Raw genomic sequence first — 24,381 nt, forward strand, 5'->3', positions numbered from 1 at the left:
CACATAGTTCATTTGTGTGGACAAGTAGCTATCGTCACATTTTATCATATGATATTCGGAGGTGACGACGAACAGGTCCGGGACACAGCAGTCGTCCGGGTACACAGCGGTCGAGAGAGCGACGCAGAAACGGGTCGAAGCGGCCGTTACGCCTCGTCGAAGAGGGTGTCGCCGTCGACCATGTGTTCCTCGACGGCGTCCATGTCGAGGGTGAGGCCGAGACCCGGCTCTTCGGGAATCTCGATGTAGCCACCTTCGATGACGTCCTCCTCGACGAGGTCCTCCCACCAGCCGAGTTCGTAGGAGTGGTACTCGACGGCCAGCGAGTTCGGCACGGCGGCGCCGACGTGGGCGCTCGCCATCGTCGCGATGGGCGAGGAGACGTTGTGCATCGCCACCGGGATGTAGTACTGGTTGGCGACGTCGGCGACCTTCCGGGTCTCACGCATCCCGCCGACCTTCGGCATGTCGGGCGCGATCATGTCGACCGCCTGATTCTCGATGAGGCGGCGCTCCTCGGTCACGCGGTAGCGGTTCTCACCGACGGTGATGGGCGTCGTCGTCGACTTCGTGACCTCCTCCTGCACTTCGAGGTTCTCCGGCGGGACGGGGTCTTCGAGCCACCAGACGTCGTACTCCTCGATGGCGTCGGCCAGACGCTTCCCGGAGCCACCGGAGAACGTCCAGTGACAGTCGAAGGCCACGTCGGCGCGGTCCTTGACGCGTTCGGTGACCTTCTCGACGATTTCGGCTTTGTGGCGGATCTCGCCCGGGCGGAGGTGACGGTTCGCTCGGTCCTTCTCCAGTCCGCTGGGCACGTCGAGGTCGAACTTGAGGGCGTCGTAGCCCAGTTCCTCGACGACGCGCTCTGCCTCGTCGGCGCAGGCCTCGGCGTCGGCCTCCTCCTCGGTGTGACAGTCACAGTAGACGCGCATCTCGTCGCGGTACTTGCCGCCGAGCAACTGGTAGGCCGGAATCTCCAGAATCTTCCCAGCGAGGTCGTGGAGAGCGACCTCGATACCCGCGATGGCGGTGACGGTGACGCCCTCGACGGAGCCCTCGCCGGACATCTTCTGGATGAGGTGTTCGTAGAGTCGGTCGATGTCGAGTGGGTTCTCGCCCACCACGAACGGCTTCATGCGCTCGATGAGTTCCGGGACACCGGCCCCCCAGTAGGCCTCGCCGGTACCCACGATACCGGCGTCGGTGTAGATGCGCACGAGCGTCCACGGGAAGTTCCCGTCGACCATCGTCGTCTGGACGTCCGTAATCTCGACGTCGCGGCCACCGCCGCGTTTCGCCGTGACGCCCATCGTCTCCGAGGAGAGTTCGCGCATCGTATACTCAGCGTTGGGGTCGTGCAGGTCAGCGTAGTCTACGTCGTTCGCCAATCCCATGATGGTGGCTTGCTAGGCCCGTTACAAAAGTGTAGAGGAATCGGTTCCGACTACGCGGACGTGTCCAGCGCGGCGACGACTTCGTCGGCGACGGCTTCGGGGTCCCACGACGAGACGAACGACGACATGGCCGTCTTGAGTTCGATGAGTTGGTCCGGCCGGACGCCCAGTCCGTGGGTTATCGACAACGGTTGCGCCGTCGACTGCTGGAACGCGGTCTGCTGTTCCTGCAGGAACGGCGTGAACGCGGACGTGTCCACGTCGGTACGGGGTGGGATGGACCCCTTCTTCTGATTGAACCGCTTCTGACCGTCGGCAGAGCCAACGTAGGAGAGGAACGTCGAGACAGTCTCCGGGTTGTCGGTCGCGTTAGCGGCGATGACCGCGTCCATGTTCATCGTGTAGAGCCCGTCGGTCCCGGGGAACGGCACGTGGTCCCAGTGGGTTCCGTAGTCGAACTGCGCGGACTCGGTGTACGCCCCGGCCGCCCAGTCGCCCTGGTGGAAGAAGACAGACTCGCCGTCGATGAACCGCTCGTTGGCGCCCGTAAGCGACAGGTAGAGTTTGTCCTCGGTCGCCACTTCGGCGTACTGTCTGACGATGTCGAGGGCGTCGACGATCGCTCGACGGTGGGCCGCCGCAGCGTCGTCCGTGACACCGCGGAACGTCTCGTGGCCGTGTTCGCCCAGCAACACCGTCTCCCACATCTGTAAGACTGTCCACGGGTTCTTCATCGGGAACAGCATCCCGGTGTGGTCGGTTTCGGCGTCGATGCGCTGGAGTTCCTCCGCGAACGCGCGCGGACTATCGATAGTGGCGGGGTCAAGTCCCAGTTCCTCCGCTTGCCGCACGTCGTAAAAGAGGTTGTTGATGCGGTGGATGTTCAGCGGCACCGCACGGTACGTGCCGTCGAACCTCGCGGCTTCTCGTGGGCCGTCGAGGTAGTACTGCTCCATGTCGCTGTCCTCCCAGACGGCCGTGACGTCCCCCAGAACGGAAGCGTCGTCGTACGGTTTGAGGTTCTTGCCCGGCCACTCTATCCAGACGTCCGGCGGACTCTCCTTGAGGATGCGGCTTTTGACCTCCAGACTCAGGTTCTCGTCCGCAACGTCCTGTATCGAAACCCCCGGATGTCGCTGGCTGAAGCCGTCGAGCAACGCGTCGAGTGCCGCGCCGCCGTCGCCACCGACCAACCGGTGTAGCAACTCCCCACTCTCGCCCCCACCCATGGACGTAGACTGTGACATGTCGTGCAGTCGCTATCGAGTCGTTATGAAATTTCCCCGCCCGTTCTCAGTCATGATTTTCTGGGCATGATGATTTATATGCCCCATGTCAAATGGAGGCGTATGGTTGACTGGCAACAACGAGGCGTGGGACTGGCCGTGGTGGGACAGTTCGGCCACGCGATATTTCAGGGGCTCGTGTTCTGGTTCGCACCCGGGGGGCTGGTACCGGTTCTCTCCATCACGGGGTTCGCCGTCGCTGCGACGGCGGCGGTCGTCTCCGTCCGGCGCGTGCGCGCCGGATACATCCGTCTCGCGACCGAGCGGGACGCGCTGGAACGCGACCGCGCCCGTCTCGAAGACGAACTGGAACGGACCCGGCTGACGCGGGACGAACTCGTTGCAGACTTCGCCTCGGCGCGGGCCGAACGTCGCGAGCAGGGCCCGTCGACGGCGGGCACGCAGCTAGCACCGCTGGCTGACGGTGGCGTCGCGGGTAGCGTGACGGTCGACGACCTGAACGGCTATCTCGACTCCTGCTGTCAGACGCTCGATGCGGCAAGCGAAGGCGACCTCCGGCAGCGGATGGACGCCGAGACGCCGTCGGCCTCGCTCAACGACCTCGCACGGGAGTTCAACGAGCTTGCGGACGCCTTCGAACAGACTATCGACACGGCGAGTGAGTTCTCCGAGGACGTCGCCGGCTCGTCAGAGCAGGTGTCTGCCGCGACCGACGCGGTCAAAGAGGCCTCCGAGAGCGTCGCCGGGACCGTCCAGGAGATCGCGGACGTGTTCCACGAACAGCACCAGCAGATATCGACGATCAGCCAAGAGATGTCCGACATGTCCGCGACCATCGAGGAGATAGCCGCCTCCTCGAACGAGGTCACGGAGATGGCCAAGAAGACCGAAAAGCGGACCGTCGAAGGTATCGAGGCGGGCCGAGAGGCCCACGAGACCATGGAGACGACCGTCGACCAGACCGACGACGTCGTCGAGACGGTCCAGACGCTCGACGACCAGATGGAGGAGGTCGGGAATATCGTCGACCTCATCGACAACATCGCCGAGCAGACGAACATCCTCGCGCTCAACGCCTCGATCGAGGCCGCACACGCCTCCTCCGGGGCCGAGAACAACGGCTTCGGCGTCGTCGCCGACGAGGTGAAATCGCTCGCCGAGGAGACCAAAGACGCCACGAACCAGATAGAGAACCGTATCGAGGACATCCAAGAGCAGACCGAGGACGCCGTCGACGAGATAACCGAGATGCAGGACTCCGTCGAGGACGGACAGGAAGCCGTCGACGAGGGACTGGAAGCCCTCGAATCGATCATGGAGCACGTCCAGGAGACCAGTTCCGGCGTCAAGGAGATCAGCAACGCCACCGACGATCAGGCGGCCACCTCCGAGGAGGTCGCCTCCATCGCCGACGACGTGGCAAAGACCTCCCGCAAGAACGTCGAGGAGGCCGAACACGTCGCCGCCATCGCCGAGGAGCAGAACCTCGCACTCGGCGAGATGTACGTCAACGTCCGGATGCTCACCATGCGCGCACAGCAACTCAGCACGCTGTTCGATCGGTACGAGACGGCCGACTGAGTCCCCGAATTTTTATCGCAACACCTGTTGTAAATCGCCGTATGCAAATCGGTGTCTTGACTGTCCCACTCGGTGGTCAACCGCTCTCGGATGCACTGTCCTATCTCGACGACATCGGCGTCGGAGCGGTGGAACTCGGCTGTGGCGGGTTCCCCGGTGACGACCACCTCCCGCGCGAGGAGTACCTCGGCGACGAGGACGCACAGGTCGACCTCCACGAACTGCTCGACGAACACGGGATGGACGTGAGCGCGTTGGCGACGCACAACAACCCGCTCCACCCCGACGAGGAGCGGGCGGCCGAAGCGGACACGGAACTGCGGGAGGCCATCGAACTGGCCGACCAACTCGGCGTCGACACGGTCACCTGCTTCTCCGGACTCCCCGCTGGCGGACCAAACGACGAAGTGCCCAACTGGGTGACCGCGCCGTGGCCCAGCGAACACGCCGACGCCCACGAGTACCAGTGGGAGGTCGCCGTCGAGTACTGGTCTGACCTCGCCGAACACGCCGCCGCCCACGACGTCGACGTCGCCATCGAGATGCACCCCAACATGCTCGTCTACGAGCCACACGGAATGCTCGAACTCAGGGAGGCGACGAACGAGTACATCGGCGCGAACTTCGACCCTCGCACCTCTACTGGCAGGGCATCGACGTCACCGCCGCCATCCGACTGCTCGGCGACCACGACGCCATCCATCACTTCCACGCCAAAGACACCAAAGTCTACGAGGACAAGGCCCGCGAGAAGGGCGTCCTCGATACGACCGGCTACACCGAAGAAGCGGACCGCTCGTGGCTGTTCCGCTCCATCGGCTACGGCCACGGCGAACAACACTGGAAAGACGTCGTCTCGACCCTGCGGATGGTCGGCTACGATGGCGCGCTCTCCATCGAACACGAGGACTCGCTCACCAGCGCCCGCGAAGGGCTAGAGAAAGCCGTCGACGTACTCGACCGTGCGGTCTTCGAAACGCAACCCGGCGACGCCTACTGGGCCGAATAACTACGACCAATGACAACTGAACCACTCGACATCGGCGTACTGGGGTATCGCTTCATGGGCAAGGCGCACGCGAACGCGTTCGCGCGCTTACCCATGTTCTTCGAGGACGCGCCCGAACTCAACCGCGACGTACTGGTCGGGCGCGACGAGGAAGCGCTCGAAGACGCCGCAGACAGCCTCGGGTTCGCGCGGACGGCGACCGATTGGCGCGAGGTGATAGACGACGTGGACGTGTTCTACAACCTCGGGCCGAATCACGTCCACGCCGAGCCGTCTATCGCGGCGTTGGAAGCCGGCACGCCGGTCTTCTGCGAGAAGCCGCTCGCGCCGACGCTCGACGGTGCGGAGTCGATGGCAGCGGCCGCCGCGGGCGCGGACGTACCGGCGGGTGTCGCGTTCAACTACCGGTTCATCCCGGCCATCCAGTACGCGAAGAACCTCATCGACGCAGGGGAGTTAGGCGAGATTCGGCACTTCCGCGGGCGGTACCTACAGGACTGGCTGACCGACCCGGAAGCGCCGTGGTCGTGGCGCAACGACGAAGAGATGGCCGGCAGCGGTGCGCTCGGTGATTTGGGCGCGCACACGGTGGACTTAGCGCGGTTCCTCGTCGGCGACATCGCCGAACTAAGTGGGCACCTGCGGACGTTCGTAGAGGAGCGTCCCGTCGAAGACGGGAGCGAGACGCGCCCGGTCACGGTCGACGACGCGTACTCGGCACAGGTGGCCTTCGAGAACGGCGTGATGGGGACGCTGGAAGCCTCGCGGTTCGCCAACGGCCACAAGAACGACCACACCATAGAGATAGAGGGGACGAAGGGCAGCCTCCGCTTCTCGCTCGAACGGCTGAACGAACTGGAACTGTTGCGCGAGGACGGGCGCGGCTTCGAGACCATCCTGATGACCGAGGCCGAGGACCCATACGTCGAACACTGGTGGCCGCCGGGCCACGTCATCGGGTGGGAGCACACGTTCGTCCACGAGAACTACGAGTTCCTCTCGGCGGTCGCCGAAGACGTCGCCTACGAGCCCAGCTTCGCCGACGGACTGGCCGTCCAGCGAGTACTCGACGCCGTCGAGCGAAGCGACGCCAGCGGCGAGTGGGTCGACGTGGCCTGACCCGACCACGACGAGGCACCGAGGGCGGCCTGACGCTTCGCTCGCAGGTAGCCCCATCCATTTTTAATCTCCGCCTTCGGTTGGAGCGGTATGTCCGAGCATTCACGTCTCGACGCGTACCTGGCCGACGAAGGACTCGAAGCCGTGTGGTTCGCACGACCGAACAGTTTCGCCTGGCTCACCGGCGGCGACAACGTCGTCGATAGAGCGGGCGACGTCGGCGTCGCTGCCGCGGGGTACGACGGCGACGGCGTGACCGTGGTGACAGACAACATCGAAGCGCCGCGGCTTAGCGACGAGGAACTCGACGACGACGTCGACGTCGAGACGTTCCAGTGGTACGACGGTGGCCTCGCCGACGCCGTCGCGTCCGTGAGTCCGACGCCGGCAGCCGCCGACTTCGACGTTCCGGGGTTCGAACGCGTGGCCGCGACGGCGCTGCGGCAACCGCTGACCGACGCGCAGACCGACCTGTATCGTGACCTGAGCGAAGAGACCGCCGAAGCGGTCGAATCTGTCGCGCGCGAGATTACCGCGACGGACACGGAACAAGCGGTCGCCGCAGAGTTGCGCGGCGAACTCTCTGCTCGAAACATCGACTCGCCGGTCGCCCTCGTCGGCGGTGGTGAACGCGCCCCGCGGTACCGACACTACACGCCGAAAGACGAGGAACTGGGGCCCTACGCCCTGCTCTCGGTGACGGCAGAACGCGACGGCCTGTACACGAGTTGTACCCGGACAGTCGCGTTCGACCCGCCGGAGTGGCTCGAAGACCGGACGCGAGCGGCGATGCGCGTCGAGGCGACGGCACTGGCCGCGACACGGGCCGTCGGGTCCGTCGGCGGCACAGCGGGTGACGTCTTCGCGGCGCTCCAGACGGCGTACGACGCCGTCGGGTGGGACGGCGAGTGGCGGAACCACCATCAGGGCGGTGCCGCGGGGTTCGCCGGACGGGAGTGGATAGCGACGCCGGAAAGCGAAGCGCCCGTCGTCCTGCCGCAGGCCTACGCGTGGAATCCGACGGTACAGGGGGCAAAGAGCGAAGACACCCACCTCGTCACCGGTGCCGGCGTGGAGACGCTCTCGACGACCGGCGACTGGCCGTCGGTCACGGTCGAGGCGGTCGACTACGACCTCGAACTGGAGCGACACGGCGTCCTCGAACGGTAACCGTACGAGCGGCCCTCTGTCCGCGGTAGCGGGGCTATTCGGGCCAGAAGCCACGGACGGAGAAACTGTTTACAACACCCGTTGTTGTACAAAGCATAGATTTAAGTGTCGGATTAGACTAGCCTGTGGTACTATGGACGAGCGGCGCACGTGGTGGAAAGAGGCGGTCGTCTACCAGATCTATCCGCGGAGTTTCAACGATAGCGACGGCGACGGCGTCGGTGACCTGCAAGGGATCATCGATAAGTTAGACCACGTCGCATCGCTCGGCGTCGACGTCATCTGGCTCAACCCCGTCTACGAATCCCCACAGGCAGACAACGGCTACGACATCAGTGACTACCGGGCCATCCACGAAGAGTACGGCACCATGGCCGACTGGGAGACGTTGCTGGAGGAGGTCCACGACCGGGACATGAAGCTCATCATGGACCTCGTGGTCAACCACACCTCGACGGAGCACGAGTGGTTCGAGCAGTCCCGGCGAGACGAGGACGGGTACCGCGAGTACTACTTCTGGCGCGAGGGCGAGACGCCGCCGAACAACTGGAAGAGCGGGTTCGGCGGGTCCGCCTGGGAGTTCGACGAGGAGGTCGGGATGCAGTACCTCCACCTGTTCGACGAGACGCAGGCCGACCTCGACTGGGACGTCGAGGCCGTCCGGGCGGACGTCTACGAGATGATGAACTGGTGGCTGGAGAAGGGCATCGACGGCTTCCGGATGGACGTCATCAACCTCGTCTCGAAGCCGGAGGGGCTACCGGACGGCGACCCCTCGCAGGACTGGGTCGGCATCGAACACTTCGCCGACGGGCCCCGCGCCCAAGAGTACCTCGAAGAGATGGCCGAGGCGACCTACGACGACTACGACACGATGACCGTCGGCGAGTGTGTCGACATCGACGTCGAGACGGCCAGCGACTACGTCTCCGAGGAGGGGCCGATGGACATGGTGTTTCACTTCGAACACATGCACGTCGACATGGGCGAGAAGTGGCTCTCGCCGGCGGAGTGGGACCTCACCGACCTGAAAGCCGTCATGTCCCACTGGCAGACCGAACTGGACGGCTGGAACTCGCTGTATCTCACCAACCACGACCAACCGCGCATCGTCTCGCGGTTCGCCGACGACGGCGAGTACCGCCGCGAGTCCGGCAAACTCCTCGGGACGTTGCTGTTTACCCTCTCCGGGACGCCTTACGTCTATCAGGGTCAGGAGATAGGGATGACCAACTACCCGTGGCGCAGTCTCGACGAACTCGACGACCTCCAGTCCATCGGAAAGGTCGAGGAGGCCATCGAGGCGGGCGAGATAGACGAGTTCGAGGAGGTCGCAGACATCGTCCGGGACCGTTCGCGGGACAACGCCCGCACCCCGATGCAGTGGGACGACTCCGAGAACGCCGGGTTCACCGACGGCGACCCGTGGCTCTCGGTCAACCCCAACTACGAGGCCATCAACGTCGCCGCCGCCGAGGCCGACGACGACTCTATCCTCAACTACTACCGCGACCTCGTCGACCTTCGCGAGGACAACGAGGTGTTCGTCTACGGTGAGTACACCCTCCTCCTCCCCGACCACGAGTCCGTCTGGGCCTACCGGATGGAACTCGACGGCGAGGCCGTCCTCGTCACGCTGAACTTCTCTGCCACCGAGACGAGCGTAACCATCGACGATGCGGCCCGGACCAGCGATCTCCTCGTCGCGAACTACGACGACGCCCCGACCGTGACCGACGCAAACCTGACGCTGCGGCCCTACGAGGCACGCGTTCACTCCCTTACCTGAATCATGGCTATCAAACGGACACAACCCGACGACACCGTATCGGACGACGAACGAGCCTGGTGGAAAGAAGCGGTCGTCTACCAGGTGTACCCACGAAGCTTCAACGACAGCGACGGCGACGGCGTCGGCGACCTGCAGGGCTTGGTCGACCGACTCGACTACGTCGCGTCGCTCGGCGTCGACGTCATCTGGCTCAACCCGGTCTACGACTCTCCGCAGGAGGACAACGGCTACGACATCAGCGACTATCAGGCCATCTACGAGGAGTTCGGGACGATGGACGACTGGGAGACGTTGCTGGAGGAGGTCCACGACCGGGACATGAAGCTCATCATGGACCTCGTCGTCAACCACACTTCCAGAGACCACGAGTGGTTCGTCGAGTCCCGGCAGGGCAACCCGGAGTACGAGGAGTACTACATCTGGCGCGAGGGTGACGGAGACGACCTGCCGAACAACTGGGAGTCCTTTTTCGGCGGGTCTGCGTGGGAGTACGACGAGGAACGCGAGGCGTACTACCTCCACCTCTATGACACCTCCCAGCCAGACCTCGACTGGTCGAACGAGGACGTCCGACAGGACGTCTTCGACACCATCGAGTGGTGGCTGGAGAAGGGCATCGACGGCTTCCGGATGGACGTCATCAACCTCCTCTCGAAGGTCGACGGACTACCGGACGGCGACCCCGACAGCGAGTGGGTCGGCTCCGAGCACTTCATCGACGGCCCGGAGATGACCGAGTATCTGGAGGCGATGGACGAGCAAGTCCTCTCGAACTACGACATCATGACCGTCGGCGAGATGCCCCAGTTGACCGTCGAGGAGGCCAGAGAGTACGCCGACGCCGACGGGCCACTCGACATGGCATTTCACTTCCAGCACACGAAACTCGACTACGACGGCGACGAGCGCTGGGCCGTCGGCGAGTGGGACCTGACCGAACTCAAGGAGATAATCGGCCGCTGGCAGAACGGCCTGCAAGACGAGGGGTGGAACGCCCTGTACTGGGAGAACCACGACCAGCCACGCGTCGTCTCCCGCTACGGCGACCCAGTCAACTACCGCCGTGAATCCGCGAAACTGCTCGGTACCTTCATGCTCACGCTCTGTGGAACGCCCTACATCTATCAGGGGCAGGAACTCGGCATGACCAACGCCCCGTGGGAGTCGATGGACGAGATGCGCGACGTCGATGCGATCAACCACGCACGGGAACTCATCGAATCAGCGGGCCACGAGAGCTACGAGGACGTAAAAGACGTCGTCTCCTACCGCTCGCGTGACAACGCCCGCACTCCGATGCAGTGGGACGACTCCGAGAACGCCGGGTTCACCGACGGTGACCCGTGGATTCAGGTCAACCCCAACTACGAGGCTATCAACGTCGCCGCCGCCGAGGACGACGACGACTCCGTGTTGAACTACTACCGTGACCTCGTCGACCTGCGCGAGCGCAAGGACGTCCTCGTCTACGGGGCGTACGACGACCTGCTGCCCGATCATAAGTCCGTTTACGCGTACACGCGCACGATGACCGAGAACGGCGACACCGAACAGGTCCTCGTAGTGCTCAACTTCTTCGACGAGCGGCCGACCGTCGAACTGCCCGTCGAGTACGACGAGGCGACGCTCCTCCTGTCGAACTACGACCGTGCGGACGACGCCCCCGACACCGTCTCGCTCGCGCCGTACGAGGCGCGGATCTATCAACTCGACTGAGCGCAGTTTTTTCGGGGAGCCGCTCCACTAGCAGTACAGATACGGCATATGATACACATTCACACCCACGCCGGCGATGAGTACTGACGTCGACCGCGCGTGGTGGAAAGAGGCGTCCGTCTATCAGGTGTACCCCCGGAGCTTCAACGACAGCGACGGCGACGGTCTCGGTGACCTACAGGGCATCCGGAACCGCGCCGACTACTTCGACGAACTGGGCGTCGACGTGGTGTGGCTCTGTCCGGTCTATGACTCTCCGAACGCCGACATGGGCTATGACATCCGTGACTATCGCTCGATCATGGACGAGATGGGGACGATGGCCGACTGGGAAGGCCTCCTCGACGACGTCCACGACCGGGACATGAAACTCGTGATGGACCTCGTCGTCAACCACACCTCCGACGAGCACGCGTGGTTCGTCGAGTCACGTGACCCCGATGGCGGGAAGGACGACTGGTACATCTGGCGCGACGGCGGCCCGGACGAACCGCCGAACAACTGGATTTCGCTGTTCGGCGGCCCGGCGTGGACGTACGACGAGCGACGCGAGGCGTGGTATCTCCACCTCTTCGACGAGAAGCAACCGGACCTCAACTGGGAGAACCCCGACATCCGCGAGGCTATCTACGACATGATGACCTTCTGGTTGGAGAAGGGCATCGACGGCTTCCGGATGGACGCCATCTCCTGTATCTCGAAACCACACGGCCTGCCGGACGCCGACACCGGCGAGGACTGGTTCGACATGGACCTGTACTTCAACGGGCCGCGAATCCACGAGTTCATGCAGGAGATGGCCGCCGAGACGTACGAGAACTACGACGTCATGCTCATCGGCGAGACGCCCGGTACCGACCCAGAGGAGGCAAAGCAGTACTACGAGGACGGCGTCGACGTGGTGGTCTACTTCGACCACATGGACGTCACCTACGGCCCGGGCGGGAAGTGGAGCCCCGACTACGTGGGCATGGAGACGCTCGCCAGCGCCGGCGACGAGGAACTCGACGAGATGCTGAACACGATGGACCTCGCGGACCTGCAGGAGGCCATCCGCCACTGGGACGAGGGCGTCGGCGACGAGTGGAACTGCCTCTACATGGGTAGTCACGACCAGACCCGGGCCGTCTCTCGGTTCGGCGACGACCACGAGTACCACCGCGAGTCGGCGACGCTCGTCGCCACCTTCCTGCTGACCCAGCGAGCGACCCCGTTTCTCTATCAGGGTGACGAGATCGGGATGACCAACACCGACTGGGACAGAGACGACATCCGGGACGTCGAGGCCCGCGGGCAGGTCGACATCCTGACCGACGAACACGACGTCCCCTACGAGACAATCGCGCCGTTCGTCCGGAACCGCTCGCGTGACAACGCCCGTACCCCGATGCAGTGGGACGACTCCGAGAACGCCGGGTTCACCGACGGCGACCCGTGGATTCAGGTCAACGACGACTACGACCGCATCAACGTCGAGCGAGCGATGGCCGACCCGGACTCCATCTTTCACTACTACCGGCGACTCCTCGACCACAGATCCGAGTCGGACGTCCTCGTCTACGGCGACACGGCGTACGTCCTGCCCGACGACGAGTACCCGAACGTCTGGGCCCACCGGCGGACGCTTGGCGAAGACTCGGTACTGGTGGTACTGAACTGGCAGGCCGAAAAGCGGGACGTCGCGGGTATCGACGGCGTCGACAGCCCGGTACTGTTTGGCAACTACGACGGACAGACGACAGACGAGACGACGCTCCGGCCCTACGAGGCGCGAGTCTACGACCTCGGCTGACCGGCTACTCTTCTGATGCCTCGTCGTCGCTGCCTACGCGGATGACCTGCAGGAGCGAGTAGACCGGAACGCCGCGGATGTCTTCGATACCGCGCTTATCCGCGAGGACGACGCAGGCGACGGGGTTGCCGCCCTGTTCGCGAATCGCGTCGACCGTCTCGGTCATCGTGTTGCCGCTCGTTATCGTGTCGTCGACGACGTAGCAGTCCCGACCGCGAATCTGCGCGAAGTTCCGGGAGAACGTCCCGTCGCTGGTGCCGCTGTCGTCGTCGTCCCACTGATGTTTGGTCGGGGCGTACGTGCCGAGGTCGGTGTCGAGTTCTCGGGCCACCGTCGTCGCCAGCGGCGCGCCCGCCTTCTCGATACCGATGGTCAGATCCACGTCGTCGCCCTGCTTCGAGAGCAGGTCGGCCATCGCACACCCGACGTGGTGGAGTCGGTTGCTGTCGCGGCCGACGGCCGACCAGTCGACGTGGATGTCGTGGGGACCGCTCGCCGTCGTGCTCTTTGGCGTCGTCCCGGTCCCGCTACGCTCGACCAACCAACTGGCGGTCTCCCGGGAGACGTTCAGTTCGTCGGCGATTTCGCCCTTCGACAGGCCGCGCTCGGCAAGGTCGGCGGCGCTGTCGACGAGGTCGTCGATGTTCTTCATACAGGCCACTCCGAGTGGCACGACTTAATAGGCAATGCTCTCGGCCGATTTGCCCGCCGAAATGTTTTTACAACAGTCGTTGTTAGAGTGTAGTGGCTGGGTCGTACCCGTCGTTCGTGGCCGAACGGCGCAGACGGCACCACAGAGGGCGACCGTGGTCGCCATCGCACCACGACGCGCTCACTTCCCACCACCGTCGCACGCCCGGCCAACCACCACCCACCAATCCCGGTTGTCAGACCGGCGAGCATGGTTGTCACCAGTCGACGCACAGGCGGGACGCTCCCGCCGATTTTCGACCGCTCACTCACTCGGGAACGTAAAGAGCCGTTGCTCGCACTCCGGACAGACGAGCGTCTCGTCGGGCGACTGGTTCGGTTTCGTGTAGCCGCCACAGCAGGAGACTTCCGAGGACTCTACCAGCGCCGTCTCACACATCGGACACTCGTCGAGGAACATCCGGAACGACTGTGCCCCGGCCAGCCGAACGGACTCGTCGTCGACGTACTCGTCGAGGACGCGGTACGCGGCCAGTTCGGCGACGACGACGGGCCGACCGACCAGTTCGCCGCCGAGGACGACCCACTCGGCCCCGTCGGTGAAGGTGTCCGCCTCGGAGACGGTAGCAAGGGTCCGGCGCGTCTCCGCCGCAAGGGTCGACAGCGACAGGGCCGACAGGCGATCCATCTCCTCGTGCCACGCCGCGTCGACGGCGTCGGTCAACAGAAGCATCTCGCCGTCGGACTCGACGACGCCGGCCGTCGCGAGTTCCGACAGCACCGTCTCCCCGTCGAGGTCAGTCTCGGTCAGCGACGGTCGCTCCGCCTCGGGTGTGTCGACGCCGGCGTCGTAGAACAGGTCGTTCGGGAGGGGCGAGGCGGCGACGAGTCGGGGGGCGAACTGTGGCGTGTACGGGACGACGTACCCACGGAGGTATATCCCCGCGACACCCAGCGTCGCGACGGTGAGACCCATCAGCCGCCGGTTCCGGACGTCCAACCAGAGGACGAAGAGCGCGAGGAGGAGCACGTTTACGAGCGTACACGGCCAGCATCTGTTCGACCCGGTGTAGTCAGGTTCACGGAGCGAGTCCAGTTCGGCCATCACGAGAATCCTATCGCCCCCACTGTATTAGCCTTCTCTTCAGGCGGATAGGCTTGTTACTACCCACTAAACTTTTTAACAACAGGTGTTGTTGGATACTCGCATGAACGACGCGGAGATGTCGTACACGACGCTGGGTTCGACGGGACTGGAGGTCTCGGAACTCTGTCTCGGGACGATGAACTTCGGCAGCAGTGAACCGTGGATGCTCGACGACGTCGAACGGAGTCGAGCGATACTCGAACGGGCACTCGACCTCGGTATCAACTTCGTCGACACGGCCAACGCTTACTCCGCGGGCGAGAGCGAGGAGATCGTCGGGAGCGTCGTCGACTCCCGCCGACGGTCGGAACTCGTCCTCGCGACGAAGGTGTACTTCGATATGTTCGACGGCCCGAACGGCGGCGGCCTCTCGAAGAAGCACGTCATCGACCAGTGTCACGAGAGCATGGACCGACTGGGCGTCGACTACATCGACCTCTATCAGATACACCGCTGGGACGACGACACCCCGATAGAAGAGACACTCGACGCACTCAGTTACCTCGTCGACGAGGGGTACGTCCGGTACATCGGCGCGAGTACGATGGCCAACTGGCAGTTCCAGAAGGCGCTGTACACGGCAGACATCGAGGACTACGAGCGGTTCGTCTGTATGCAACCGGAGTACAACGCCGTCGACAGACACGAGGAGGCGAACCTCCTGCCGGTGTGTGCCGAGGAAGGCGTCGGCGTCGTCCCGTGGTCGCCGCTTGCCGGTGGGTTCCTCGCGGGCAAGTACGACCGCGACAGCGCGCCGACGTCCGGGCGCGCGAGCGAGGACGAGTACACCGCCAACCGGTTCACCGAGGAAAACTGGGCGGTGTTAGACGAGATACGGGCTATCGCTGACGAGAAGGACGCCACACCTGCACAGATCAGTCTCGCGTGGCTACTCCAGAAGGACGTCGTCGACGCCCCGATAATCGGTCCTCGGAAAATGGACCACCTCGAGGAGAACGTCTCCGCGGTCGATATCGACCTCGCTGCGGACGAACTCGCTCGTATCGAAGGGCCGAAGTACCCTCAATGGCCTGTGGAAGGCAAGGACTGAGAGCATTCCGATGGACACCCAACCCGAACACAGACGCGCTATAGACCCATGGACGACGAAGAACTGACATCGATACTGGAGGACGCCGGGCTCTCCCCCTATCAGGCCGAGGCGTACGTGACCTTACTCGAACTCGGGACGGCCTCGGCGACGGACGTCGCGGAGTCGTGTGACGTGCCGGACCCCCGAATCTACGACGTCCTCCGTGACCTCGAGTCGAAAGACTACATCGAGACGTTCCAGCAGGACAGCCTCTCCGCTCGCGCGCGCAACCCCGACGGCGTACTCGAAGACCTCCGCTCTCGGTCGAACAAGTACCTCAACGCCGCGGAGACGATAGAGGACCGCTGGAACCAACCCGAGATATCCGACCACGAGGTCAGTATCGTCAAGCGGTTCGATACGGTCCTCAACCGCGCCCGCGAACTCATCGGGGCGGCGGAGAACCAGATACAACTGGGCGTGGCGCCGGCGCAGTTCTACGAACTCCGGCCCGAACTGCGAGACGCCTACGAGCGCGGCGTCAACATCAAACTGAGTATCTGTACCGAACCCGACGACGAGGTCCCAGACGTGGCCGACATAGAGGGCGCGTGTACGGAGGCGCGACACCGTGACATCCCGTCACCGTTCCTCGTTCTCGTCGACCGCACGTGGACCTGTTTCGCACCCCACAGACACTCGGTCAACGAGTACGGCGTCCTCGTGAACGACCGGTCCCACACCTACCTCTTCCACTGGTTTTTCCTCACCTGTCTCTGGGAGATCTGGGACACCCTCCACACCGAGCGGACTCCCGAGACGCCGACGACGTACGTAGACCTCCGGCACGCCGTCCGAGACATCGACCCACTCTTGCAGGAAGGGGCGTCTATCAAAGCGACAGTACGCGGACACGAAACGGACACGAAAGCCGAGGTGGAGTTGACCGGCTATATCACCGACGTCGACTACACCGGGAGTTCCCTCGGACAGACGGAGCCAGTCCCGCTGGCCCAACTCGCTGGACGAATCAGTGCCACTCTGGACGTCGACGGCGAGACGTACGATATCGGTGGATGGGGTGCCGTCCTCGAGCAAATCGAGATCGACGAGATTACCGTCGAGAGCGTCGAGTTCGAGTAGTGGCTCCCTATCGGTCGAACCGGCGCCGAATAAATAGTACCTCAGTTTACGCGTTTGAGCGCTCTGGAGTCACAAACCACTGTTTGGCATTACCGAACGTTTACATTGGTGGCGTTCGCTACGCATCAAAACTGTCAGGAACTTTTGTGTTTGACGGCCATCTCACAGGCGATTAACTACACCTGTGGTTAATTATGGATAACCTTTAAGTGGTGCGCCGGCAACCACAGAGTAGACATGTCGGACAATGGCACGAGAGATGGCGACAGCTCATCAAGCGTTTCCCGGCGACGATTCGTTCGGGCAGCGGGTGCGACGGGTGTCGCAGCAGGTATCGCGGGGTGTGCAGACTTCGTCGGTGGCGATGGTGGCGACGGTGGCTCGACCGGCGACGGGAGCGACGGCGGTGGCGGTGGCGGTGGCGATACCACCACGGTCAAGTGGGGCTTCGATCCGGTCGCAGTCCAGAACAACGGCCCGGCTATCAAGGACGCCCTCCGCGAGAACGGGCTCCCCGAGAACATCGAGATCGAGTTCGTCCCGCGCAACCAGGACACTGGACAGGCCCGGGCGAACTACAACCGGCTTCTGAACGCCGGCGAGACGGAACCGGACATGTTCCTGATGGACAACGGGTGGACGAACATCTTCATCCAGCGCGGTCAGCTCCAGAGCCTCTCGGAGACGCTCCCCGAGGAGCTACTCACGGACGTCTCGGAGAACTACTTCACCGCGTTCACCGACACCGCACGTGACCCCAGCAGCGGGGACCTCTACGGTGTCCCGGTGTTCCCGGACTTCCCGACGATGCAGTACCGCAAGGACCTCGTCGAGGAAGCCGGCTACAACCCCGAGTCCGATAACTGGGCCACCGAACCGATGACGTGGGAGAAGTGGTCGAACATCGCCGCCGACGTCTACGACAACTCCGATACGGACTTTGGCTTTACGACCCAGTGGGACATCTACGAGGGGACCTCCTGCTGTACGTTCAACGAGGTCATGTCCTCGTGGGGCGGCGCCTACTTCGGCGGCCGCGACAACCTCTTCGGACCGGTCGGTGATCGACCTATCACGGTCAACCGCCCCGAAGTCGTCGACTCGCTGAACATGATGCGGAAGTTCGTCCACGACGAGGACTTCGGCGGGCAGTTCAGCAGCTACGGCGGCGGCTTCACGCCGACCAACATCCTCGGCTGGAAGGAGGAAGACGCACGCGCACCGTTCGCGAACGGCAACGCTATCTTCCACCGCAACTGGCCCTACTCGCTCGCGCTCACCGGCCGGAACCCGGAGGAGACCGAAGACCCCGCGCTCGGTGAGAACCTCGGCGCGATGCCCATCCCGTATGCCGTGTCCGAGAGCGATGCCGCACAGCCCGGGACCGGCGGCACGACGGCCGCCCTCGGTGGCTGGCACATGACGGTCAACCCCAACAGCCAGAAGGATGACGCCGTTACGGAGGTCATCCGCGCCGCCATGCAGCCGGACTTCCAGCTCAAGCTGCTGTCCATCCAGGGCTGGCTGCCGCCGCGCCCCGAACTGTTCAACTCCGACGAGGCCCAGAACGTGCCCGTCGTCGGCCGTTACATGGACACCCTGCAGGTCGCAGGGAACAACACGATGCCGCGTCCGGTGACCGCCGTCTGGAGCGACCAGTCGAGTAAGATCGCCCAACAGGCGAACCGTGCCGTCGGGCAGGAGGCGTCCTCGAAGAGCGCGATGCAGACTCTCGAGAAGGACCTGCAGGCCACCGAGTCCTCGTAACGTCTGCAGCCTAGTTTTACAATAAACCTAAGCTATTATTGATTATGGAGTGGACCCCAACCAGGAGGGAGGTACACGAATGAGCACAGAAACAGGGAGGGAGTCACAACGCTCGGGGGCACTCGTCAACCTGATGCGGTGGATGGAGAACCTGAGCGATACGCAGTACGCGTACCTGTTGTTGGTACCTGTGTTCGTGTTGCTGGGTGTCGTCGCCCTCTATCCGCTGTTACGGACGTTCGAACTGTCGCTATACGCCGTCTCGACGGACCTGACCAGCATCAAGTTCGTCGGTATCGACAACTACATCGGGCTGTTTACGGGGGAGAAAAACCGGTACCTCCCGGGTGGGACCACGTTCCTCCCGAACAGCTTTGCGTTCAGCAGCCTGCTCAACAGCGCGCTGGTCATCACGATAATCTTCGCCGTCGTGAGCGTCCTGTTCGAGACTCTCATCGGCCTCGGACAGGCGCTCATCCTCGACCAGGACTTCTACGGTCGACGGTGGGTTCGTGCGGCCATCATCATCCCGTGGGCGGTGCCGATCGTCATCCAGGGGATGATCTTCTTCCTGATGTTTAACTCGAACGTCGGATTCGCGACGCCGCCGCTTGCCGACCTCGGCCTGCTGGCACCCACCAACACGCTGAACGACACGGCCAGTGCGACGTTCATCATCATCGTCGCGGACATCTGGAAGACGTCGGCGTTCATGGCCCTGCTCATCCTCGCGGGCCTCCAGAGCATCGACCGGGGCCTCTACGACGTCGCGAAGGTCGCCGGCGCCACGAAGTGGCAGCAGTTCAAACTCATCACGCTCCCGCTCATCCTGCCGACTATCGGCGTCGCGGTGCTTTTCCGCTCCGTGCAGGCGATGCGCGTGTACGGTATCATCGACACCGTCTCGAGTTGTGCCGTCGTGCCGTCGCTGTCTTGCATGGTCGTCGCGACGTTCAACACTCGTGAGGGGACGTCGGCGGCCATCGCGTTCGTGACCGCCGCCATCATCGGCATCGTCGTGATGGGCATCATCCTGTGGCAGGGGGAGGACGCGATCTAACATGGCTACGACAACGACAGACACAGACGATAGCGGTGGTCCACTCGCACGCTGGACCCAGCGAGCTATCCAGAACCCAGAGAGAGTGTACCGTGCGCTGTTCTACGCAGCGATGGCGTTCTTCCTCGTGACGACGCTGTTCCCGTTCTACTGGCTCGCCGTCCTCGCGGTGACGCCGGAGGGGAACCTGCTTGCCGGGAGCTTCCTCCCGACCATCAACCTGTTCGGAGTCAGCGGGACGTTCCCGCTCCCGGTGCCGAAGGGATTCAATCCCGTTGCGTTCGTCACGGTGTTCGAACAGGTGCCGTTCCACCTCTACATGCTGAACAGCTTCGCACTGGCGGTCACGACGACCGTCATCGTGCTGTTCGTCGCGAGTCTGGCCGGCTACGTGTTCGGCCGACTCCGCTTCCCCGGCCGCGCCCTGCTGATGCTGGGTATCCTCGCGATTAGTTACTTCCCGCCGGCCGCGTTCGTCATCCCGCTGTTTCAGGCGTTCGCCGGGAACGCGCCGATCACCGTGCCGTTCACGGACATCCCGCTGTTCACGCCGCCGCGCCTGCTGAACACGCCGGGATCGATGGTGCTACCGTTCAGCGCGCTGTTCATGCCGCTGTCCATCTTCATCCTGACGACGTTCTACGGCCAGATTCCCGACGGGTTGGAGGACGCCGCACGCGTCGAAGGGACCACGCGACTGGGCGCGCTGTTCCGGGTCATCATGCCCCTATCGGCGCCCGGCGTCGCGACTGCGTCGGTGCTCACCTTTATCGCAGTGTACAACGAGTACTTCTTCAGTTCCATCATGGCGACGTCGCCCGAGGCGGCGAAGTGGTCGCCCATCGTCGGTGGGATTCTGAGCTACCAGACCCAGTACACTACGCAGTACAACCTCATGGCGGCCGCGAGCATCGTCGGGGTCCTCCCCGTCGTCATCCTCGTCATCGTCGCACAGGAACGCATCGTCAGCGGACTGACCTCAGGCGCACTCAAGGAGTAATACAATGGCACGAGTAAGACTCGAACACGTCACGAAACGCTACGACGACCAGGGTGAGATTGTCACCGCGGTCGACGACATGAACTTAGACATCGACCACGGCGAATTCATCTGCTTTGTCGGCCCCTCCGGCTGTGGGAAGTCGACGACGATGGAGACCATCGCCGGACTCACCATCCCGACGGAGGGCGAAGTCCACATCGGTGACCGCGAGGTGACGAACCTCCCGCCGAAGGACCGCGGCATCGCGATGGTGTTCCAGAACATCGCGCTGTTCCCGCACATGGACGTCTACGACAACATCTCGTTCGGCCTCCGTCTGCGGGACTACCCGCAAGACGAGATCGACCGTCGGGTCGAGCGAGCCTCCGAAATCGTCCAGCTAGAGGGGATGCTCGACCGGATGCCCGACGAGATGTCCGGCGGCCAGCGCCAGCGCGTCGCCATCGCACGCGCAATCGTCCGTGAACCGGACGTGTTCCTGATGGACGAACCGCTGGCGAACTTAGACGCGAAGCTGAAAGTCCACATGCGGACCGAACTCCAGCGCCTGCACAAGGAACTGGACACCACCATCATCTACGTCACGCACGACCAAGAGGAGGCGATGACCCTCTCGGACCGCATCGCCGTCCTCAACAGCGGGAGCCTCCAGCAGATAGACCCGCCGCTTACCTGCTACAACGAGCCCGACAACCTGTTCGTCGCCGGCTTCATCGGATCGCCGTCGATGAACTTCGTCTCGGGGACCGTCGGCGAGAGCGCCATCGAGACGCCGAACTTCTCGCTGGCGTTCGACCCTACGACGGTCGAGGGCCTCGGCGTCGGCGACGAGGTCACCATCGGTATCCGCCCGGAGGACATCTATCCCGGCGAGTTCCGAAACGAGATCAGAGACCCGTCCTCGCTCATCTCCGCCCGCGTGGACATCCTCGAACCGATGGGCGATGAGATATTTGCCTACATGTTGTTGGCCGAGGGCGAGACATCGATGGACCAGAAGCAGACGACGAACAACCAACTCCTGATGAGCATCGAGCCGGACTCGGAGATTCAGGAGGAAGAGGACATCGAGGTCGCCATCGACCGACGCAACGTCCACATATTCGATTCGGCGACGGGTGACGCGCTCGTCCACAAACTCGAACCGATCGGCAGTGATGCCGGCGTGACCGGCAAGGAAGCCGAATCAGACGACTGAACAGCGATGCTAGACCAGCTACCCGGCCTCGTCTGGTTCAGCCTCATGCTGGTCCTGTTCTTCTTCTGGGCGTACGGCATCGGGTCGTTCGTTCTGGACCTGAAGAACAAGATACTCCCCGGTATCATCGAGTACCGGCGCGGCCGCCGCGCCGAGAAGGCCAAGCAGGAGCGCGAAGAAGAGCGGGAAGAACGCGAGAAGCAGCTGTACTAACCCGGGACCCTTTTCTCGTCGCACCCGCTGTCCTACAACAGTGACAGCAGACATATGACCGACTTCTCGACAGTCCAACTCGGATTCGTTGGCCTCGGCAACATCGCACAACTCCACTGTGACCGACTCCAAGACGCGGGTCTCGGCGACGTCGTGGCCGCGGGCATGGACGTAGACCCCGACGCTCGACAGTCGTTCGCCGAAGAATACGACGCGACAGTGTACGAGGACACAGAAGAACTGTACGCGAGCGTCGACGCCGTCCTCGTGACCACGCCGAACAAGTTCCACGAGGAGTACGTCGTCGGAGCGCTCGAAGCGGGGCTGGACGTGTTCGTCGAGAAACCGCTCGCACACTCACTGGAAAGTGCCGAACGTATCGCCGCGGCCGCCGCCGACGCGCCGGGGTTCTGTATGGTCGGGTTCCACAACCGGTTTGCGAATCCGGTGCAGGCCCTCGTCGGCTACTGCGAGGCTGGGACTCTCGGCGACGTATCGCACGTCGAGGCCGACTACATCCGCCGACGCGGCGTCCCGGGGAGAGGGTCGTGGTTCACCCGTCAGCCAATCGCTGGCGGCGGATCGCTCATCGACATCGGCGCACACGCCATCGACCTCTCGCTGTATCTCCTCGGCTACCCAGACGTGGTCGAGGTGTGTGGCGAGACGCGGGCCCAGTTCGGGACCGAAGACGACTACGCCTACGTCACGATGTGGGGCGAAGATCGGGGTGCCGACGAGTTCAGCGTCGACGACTCCGCGAGCGCGTTCATCCGCTGTGCAGACGGGTCGACGGTCAATCTGGAAGTGGCGTGGGCGACCAACCGGCCGGACAGCCAGCAGTACTACGTCCGCGGCAACGAGGCCGGCGCGGGGCTGAATCTCGCCGACGGAACGCTCGAACTGTACGAAACGGCGTCGACGGGCGTGATGCACCACCGAACGAGCGAGATAGAGACCCGCGACGAGGCACCACACGCCATCGAACAGCAACGGTTCGTCGAGGCAGTCGCGTCCGGAGACCCCCCGGCGACCAACACAGTCGAACAGGCCCTGACCGTCCAGCGAGTGATGGACGCCATCTATCGGTCGAGCGAGCAGGAGCGCGCTGTATCCCTAGACTAGTGGTCGAATTACGGTGAAGAAAGACTTAATCCCGAGTACTCTCACAGTCCGGTAGGTTATGAAAGCGATTGGTGTGACACGGGACGGTGACGAACCTGAGTTACTTGAGATAGAGCGACCCGAACCGGCCGACGGAGAGGCGCTCGTCAGAACGCTCCGCGTGGGCGTCGACGGGACCGATCACGAAGTTATCGCCGGGGCACATGGTGGGTACCCCGAAGGCGAGGACTACATGATTCTGGGTCACGAGGCGGTGGGTGTCGTCGCGGACCCGAACGGCACGGGGCTAGAGGAAGGTCAGGTCGTCGTCCCGACTGTCCGACGGAAACCTGACGGCGAGACGAACGAGTACTTCCGGCGCGGCGAACCGGACATGGCACCTGACGGCGAGTACTTCGAGCGGGGTATCGTGGGCGCTCACGGCTACATGGCCGAGTACTTCACCTCGCCGGCTGACTATCTCGTCCCCATCTCCGAGGACCTCGCGGAGTACGGCCTGTTCGTCGAACCCATCTCCATTACGGAGAAGGCGAACGAACACGCCTTCGCGACGCGGGAACCCTTCGAGTGGCGTCCCGAGACGGCCTGCGTGCTGGGCAACGGGTCGCTCGGTCTGCTGACGCTGTGGATGCTCGGACAGCAGTTCGACCGGACCTACTGCGTCGGCCGTCGCGACCGACCGGACCCGACGATAGACGTCATCGAGGAACTCGGTGCGACCTACGTCGACTCCCGACAGACGTCCGTCGACGAGATACCCGAGGCCCACGAGGCCATCGACTACATGTACGAGGCCACGGGCTTTGCCCCCCACGCCATCGAGACGGTTCACGCACTCGCCCCCAACGGCGTCGGCGCCCTGCTTGGCATCCCGGAACCGTGGGACTTCGAAGTCGACGGCGGATCGCTGCACAACGAACTCGTCCTCCACAACAAGTGCCTCGTCGGGACGGTCAACTCCCACGTCAAGCACTTCGAGTACGCCATCGATACGCTGGAGGATATGCCCGAGTGGTTGCTGGAGGACCTCATCACGACGGTTGCCGAACCGGAGAACGTCACACCGGCGTTCGTCGACGACGACGACCAGATAAAGGCGGTCGTCGAGTTCGACACGCTGTAGTTCGGGACTGGCTCTCGAAATCCGACGCGGCCGATTTTCGACTTGGAATATCAGGGCAGAAATCGACAAATTCCGGACTCTGACCGGAGTAATTA

Annotated in this window: 19 protein-coding genes and 1 pseudogene; 16 read left to right on the forward strand and 4 right to left on the reverse strand. The window is 63.5% G+C overall.

Features of this window, described 5'->3' with window-relative positions; genetic code table 11:
- Positions 1-146: 146 nt before the first annotated feature.
- Both G9465_RS11295 and G9465_RS11300 read right to left on the reverse strand, forming a co-directional pair.
- Complete coding sequence (locus G9465_RS11295; protein ID WP_166970000.1) at positions 147-1,397, reverse strand: mandelate racemase/muconate lactonizing enzyme family protein; 1,251 nt, start codon at positions 1,395-1,397, stop codon at positions 147-149.
- 50 nt (positions 1,398-1,447) lie between these two features.
- On the reverse strand, positions 1,448-2,644 hold the full coding sequence (locus G9465_RS11300) for an ABC transporter substrate-binding protein (protein ID WP_227015538.1): 1,197 nt from the start codon (positions 2,642-2,644) through the stop codon (positions 1,448-1,450).
- 102 nt (positions 2,645-2,746) lie between these two features.
- On the opposite strand from G9465_RS11300, the gene G9465_RS11305 reads away from it, so the two are divergent.
- The 7 genes and pseudogenes from G9465_RS11305 (at position 2,747) to G9465_RS11335 (ending at position 12,823) form a co-directional block, all read left to right on the forward strand.
- A complete protein-coding gene (locus tag G9465_RS11305) occupies positions 2,747-4,225 on the forward strand; it encodes a methyl-accepting chemotaxis protein (protein ID WP_166970002.1) in 1,479 nt (492 codons plus the stop codon).
- Between the two features lie 41 nt (positions 4,226-4,266).
- A pseudogene (locus tag G9465_RS11310) lies at positions 4,267-5,234 on the forward strand (sugar phosphate isomerase/epimerase family protein).
- Between the two features lie 9 nt (positions 5,235-5,243).
- A complete protein-coding gene (locus tag G9465_RS11315) occupies positions 5,244-6,353 on the forward strand; it encodes a Gfo/Idh/MocA family protein (RefSeq protein WP_166970004.1) in 1,110 nt (369 codons plus the stop codon).
- 90 nt (positions 6,354-6,443) lie between these two features.
- Positions 6,444-7,523 carry a Xaa-Pro peptidase family protein gene (locus tag G9465_RS11320; protein ID WP_166970006.1) on the forward strand — a complete coding sequence of 360 codons (1,080 nt, stop codon included), beginning with the start codon at positions 6,444-6,446 and terminating at the stop codon, positions 7,521-7,523.
- A 133-nt stretch (positions 7,524-7,656) separates the two neighbouring features.
- Complete coding sequence (locus tag G9465_RS11325) at positions 7,657-9,312, forward strand: alpha-glucosidase (RefSeq protein WP_166970008.1); 1,656 nt, start codon at positions 7,657-7,659, stop codon at positions 9,310-9,312.
- A gap of 3 nt (positions 9,313-9,315) precedes the next feature.
- Positions 9,316-11,031: an alpha-glucosidase gene (locus G9465_RS11330; RefSeq protein ID WP_166970010.1), complete on the forward strand. Its 1,716-nt coding sequence runs from the start codon at positions 9,316-9,318 to the stop codon at positions 11,029-11,031.
- Between the two features lie 76 nt (positions 11,032-11,107).
- Positions 11,108-12,823 carry an alpha-glucosidase gene (locus G9465_RS11335; RefSeq protein WP_166970012.1) on the forward strand — a complete coding sequence of 572 codons (1,716 nt, stop codon included), beginning with the start codon at positions 11,108-11,110 and terminating at the stop codon, positions 12,821-12,823.
- A gap of 4 nt (positions 12,824-12,827) precedes the next feature.
- On the opposite strand, the gene gfcR is transcribed toward G9465_RS11335, so the two are convergent.
- Both gfcR and G9465_RS11345 read right to left on the reverse strand, forming a co-directional pair.
- Positions 12,828-13,475, reverse strand: a complete 648-nt coding sequence (gene gfcR / locus G9465_RS11340) for a transcriptional regulator GfcR (protein WP_166970014.1) — start codon at positions 13,473-13,475, stop codon at positions 12,828-12,830.
- A gap of 303 nt (positions 13,476-13,778) precedes the next feature.
- Positions 13,779-14,579 carry a hypothetical protein gene (locus G9465_RS11345; RefSeq protein WP_166970016.1) on the reverse strand — a complete coding sequence of 267 codons (801 nt, stop codon included), beginning with the start codon at positions 14,577-14,579 and terminating at the stop codon, positions 13,779-13,781.
- 118 nt (positions 14,580-14,697) lie between these two features.
- Here G9465_RS11345 and G9465_RS11350 point away from each other — a divergent pair, with 118 nt between their 5' ends.
- The 9 genes from G9465_RS11350 (at position 14,698) to G9465_RS11390 (ending at position 24,286) form a co-directional block, all read left to right on the forward strand.
- Positions 14,698-15,672 (forward strand): aldo/keto reductase, encoded by a 975-nt coding sequence (locus G9465_RS11350; RefSeq protein WP_394353979.1) that lies wholly within the window; start codon positions 14,698-14,700, stop codon positions 15,670-15,672.
- A gap of 48 nt (positions 15,673-15,720) precedes the next feature.
- The gene (locus tag G9465_RS11355; protein WP_166970020.1) at positions 15,721-16,797 is read left to right on the forward strand and encodes a TrmB family transcriptional regulator; all 1,077 of its coding nucleotides are present in this window, start codon (positions 15,721-15,723) and stop codon (positions 16,795-16,797) included.
- Between the two features lie 237 nt (positions 16,798-17,034).
- Positions 17,035-18,564, forward strand: a complete 1,530-nt coding sequence (locus G9465_RS11360; RefSeq protein WP_166970022.1) for an extracellular solute-binding protein — start codon at positions 17,035-17,037, stop codon at positions 18,562-18,564.
- Between the two features lie 79 nt (positions 18,565-18,643).
- A complete protein-coding gene (locus tag G9465_RS11365; protein WP_166970024.1) occupies positions 18,644-19,624 on the forward strand; it encodes a carbohydrate ABC transporter permease in 981 nt (326 codons plus the stop codon).
- A 1-nt stretch (position 19,625) separates the two neighbouring features.
- Positions 19,626-20,624: a carbohydrate ABC transporter permease gene (locus G9465_RS11370; protein ID WP_166970026.1), complete on the forward strand. Its 999-nt coding sequence runs from the start codon at positions 19,626-19,628 to the stop codon at positions 20,622-20,624.
- Between the two features lie 4 nt (positions 20,625-20,628).
- Positions 20,629-21,825: an ABC transporter ATP-binding protein gene (locus G9465_RS11375; RefSeq protein WP_166970028.1), complete on the forward strand. Its 1,197-nt coding sequence runs from the start codon at positions 20,629-20,631 to the stop codon at positions 21,823-21,825.
- 6 nt (positions 21,826-21,831) lie between these two features.
- Positions 21,832-22,038 (forward strand): hypothetical protein, encoded by a 207-nt coding sequence (locus G9465_RS11380; RefSeq protein WP_166970030.1) that lies wholly within the window; start codon positions 21,832-21,834, stop codon positions 22,036-22,038.
- Positions 22,039-22,092: 54 nt separating this feature from the next.
- Positions 22,093-23,163 (forward strand): Gfo/Idh/MocA family protein, encoded by a 1,071-nt coding sequence (locus G9465_RS11385; protein ID WP_166970032.1) that lies wholly within the window; start codon positions 22,093-22,095, stop codon positions 23,161-23,163.
- A gap of 58 nt (positions 23,164-23,221) precedes the next feature.
- The gene (locus tag G9465_RS11390) at positions 23,222-24,286 is read left to right on the forward strand and encodes a glucose 1-dehydrogenase (RefSeq protein WP_166970034.1); all 1,065 of its coding nucleotides are present in this window, start codon (positions 23,222-23,224) and stop codon (positions 24,284-24,286) included.
- Positions 24,287-24,381 lie beyond the last annotated feature (95 nt).

This window comes from Haloarcula sp. JP-L23 (assembly GCF_011602445.1).
Lineage (GTDB): Archaea > Halobacteriota > Halobacteria > Halobacteriales > Haloarculaceae > Haloarcula > Haloarcula pellucida.